Source organism: Subdoligranulum sp. APC924/74 (assembly GCF_003324125.1).
Lineage (GTDB): Bacteria > Bacillota > Clostridia > Oscillospirales > Ruminococcaceae > Gemmiger > Gemmiger qucibialis.
In genome coordinates, this window is the sequence record NZ_PSQF01000165.1 from 1 (window position 1) to 2,938 (window position 2,938).

Sequence of the window (2,938 nt, forward strand, 5' to 3'; positions counted from 1 at the left end):
TTATCGAGCATTTTGGCAACGCAGATGCCGTGCCGCAGCTGCCGGAGCGGTGCTTAAGCCGCAAGGCGGGAATTGTGCGGTGTTGCCCTAAGTCTTTCCACTTTATGATCAACCAACGAAATGAGGGAACGCCAATGGCAGCACAGATCATTACGATCGCCATCGAGAAAGGCGGAGCAGGAAAAACGGTCACTGCTTCTAACCTCGCCTATCTGATGGGCGATGAGGGTAAAAAAGTTCTTTGCATCGATACAGACCCGCAGGGAAACCTGACGAGCGCTTTGAGCGGCGGCAATGGAATTACCAGCGGCGTTTATAACGGAAGAGCTCTTTTTGATATGTTTGATGGCTTCCGTTATACAAAGACGAAGGACTATATCACCGAAACGGAATACGAAAATGTAGATATGATCCCCTGCAGCGCGCAGACGCCGCGGATCAACCAGCGTATTCCGGGAATTTTTGAGGATGCACAAACCTACTTCAAGCCGGGCGACCCGAAGTGCCTGACGAATATGGGAGAATTCCTCTATTACTTTTTAAATCAGGTCCGGGAGGACTATGATTACATCATTATTGATACCCAGCCGACCCGTGATTCACTCTTGCTGACGAATGCAATCAATGCGGCGGATTATGTGCTGATTCCCTCTCTTTGTGAGGCAAATTCGCAGGAATCGGCGTTCCGTACTTATGCGCTCTGCAATGAGCTGCGGAATACCCCCGGCAGCCATCTGAAAGGCGTTGGCGTAATTCTTACGATGGTAGTGAAAAAGGCAGCTACTACAAAAATTATCCGCGACCAGTGCAAACAGGTTTTAGGGGCTTCTCTTTATAAAACGGAGATTCCCAGCGGCCTTAGTGTGAACATGTCGGTTACGAAGCATCTTCCCGTATGCTATATGGCAAAAACACAGCCGGTTGCGGTGGCCTATGGCAAGGCTTACGAAGAACTAAAGGCTCAGCTTGCAAAGATGGGGGTGAACTGAAATGGCAATGAAAAAGAAGATGAAGGGAAACATAACGTCCCCTGCTCTCCCCGGCAAAAGTATTCTTGCAGAGGTAAACAATAACGAGGCGGGCAACATCTATAATAGTTTGTTCGCTAAAAATAGAAAAGTTGAATACGATAATAAATATATTGCGTTGGTTAATATCCGAACCAACCCGGATAACCAGATTTTCCGTGTAATGGATGACGATGAAGACATCCGCATTTTGGCGGAAGATATTAAGCGCAATGGGTTGATGCATAACCTTGTTGTATTCCCTGAACAGCGCGAAGAAGGAATGGTATATGTTTTGCTTTCCGGCGAACGGCGGTTTCGTGCATTGAATTACCTGCAAGAAAAAGGCGATGCAACATGGAATATTGTGAATTGCAATGTTGTGATAACACCTTTGTCTAAAAATGAAAGAAAAGTGCTACTGTACAGCGCAAACCTGCAGGTCCGCGGCGGATTCAGTGATGAAGCAATTCGCCGCCAGGCGATTGCGGAATTTATCACCTGCCTGCAAAAAGAACCTTATAATATGAGCAGAGAAGAAGCCCTTGGCGCGACAAAAAGCGTCAGTACCGTAAATCCACGCACGATTGAGCGGGATGCGCGGATCGAAGAGAAGCTGGAGGGCAAACTAAAAGAACTTCTAAATGATAAATTTTTAACGAGAAGCGAATGTGAGACTTATCTGCGGTTTGAAGAGGACATACAGGATGAAATCGCGGAGCGGTTTGCCAAATTGCAGGAAGTAGATTGCCATAGCAGCGATACAGAAGATGCGGGAAAGAACTATGTAGAGGTTCTTCGGGACAATCTGCATGACGCATTCAGAGAGCTGCTATACGATGCACAGCGGCAGGGAACGACCAAAGAATACGAAGCTGCTTATAAAAAGGCGATTCTTTATTTTGATGATGGTCTCGCTGAACTGAAAGGGAAAGCGGATGAATACGGCAAAGCTAAGGTAAGTAGCCAACCGAAAGAAATTTCCGCCATCGATTACGAGGGCAAAAAAGAAGCCGCCAGGGACCGTGCGCGAAAGGAACACGAGGTTACAGAAACCAAGAGCAGCATGATCCAGAAAAGTGTTCCCCAAATGGTCAAAAAATTGAATAAGGCATACAGCAGTAAGGCATTTGCAAAAGCGCTGAAAGGTGTATCCAAAGAATCCCGTAATGCAGATGTTGCGGCGCTGAATGAAATCATCGAGATTTCGATGAAGCTTAAAAACATCATAGAATCGATCGATTGATGCCGGTGGACACAATGAAAAAAGAAAGAGTTCTGATTCGTTTCCGGCCGGAAATATATGAATGCTTTGAATTGGAAGCCGCTTATCAGGGGCTTCGCGTGGGAACGATTGCCAATCAATTATTGATCAGTGAGCTCAACAAAGCAGCAAGCGTGAAACCAGAACACTGCGTTGTATTTGGATCGGAAGACTACGCTGCGATTCCGGAGGGCAAGCGAAGCAGCTATTATGTGTTGCCAGAAAGCAAAGATATTATAGAATATCTACCGGAGCAAACCGGAAAGCGGGGCGCAAAGCCGATCAATAAGCAGGTTACATTTTATCTGATGGAAGATCAGCTTGAAACGTTGAAAAAAATTGTCCGGATTCAGGATATTCGCAAATCAATGGACCACGGGCAAATTGTAACCTATCGCTTTGCCGTGTTGGGGCTGCTGCTGAACAATGAAGCGCTGGATAGAAAACCTCCGGTTATACATTAAGAGGTAGGGCAATACCGCATAATTCTAAGTGCCGATACGGCGAGCGAGGTGTGGCAGATGCTAAGCCAAAAGCGCAGATAATACTGGATGCTGCAAAGGTGAGCGCCGCCAGTGGCGGAAACAGTGAACCGAAGCAGGGGCAGCGGTCGCAGAGTGCGAGGGGCTTTTGCCCCCGAAGCACGATGCGGGTACCGCAACCCGAC

Annotated in this window: 3 protein-coding genes; all 3 read left to right on the plus strand. The window is 47.2% G+C overall.

The genetic code is table 11. The annotated features are described in order from the left end of the window. Positions 1–989: ParA family protein (locus tag C4885_RS15850; protein ID WP_147237877.1), on the plus strand; the 989-nt coding region annotated here is incomplete at its 5' end. 1 nt (position 990) lies between these two features. Then, complete coding sequence (locus C4885_RS15855; protein WP_114001260.1) at positions 991–2,253, plus strand: ParB N-terminal domain-containing protein; 1,263 nt, start codon at positions 991–993, stop codon at positions 2,251–2,253. A 14-nt stretch (positions 2,254–2,267) separates the two neighbouring features. Next, positions 2,268–2,735: a hypothetical protein gene (locus C4885_RS15860; protein ID WP_147237879.1), complete on the plus strand. Its 468-nt coding sequence runs from the start codon at positions 2,268–2,270 to the stop codon at positions 2,733–2,735. The last annotated feature ends 203 nt before the right edge of the window (positions 2,736–2,938 follow it).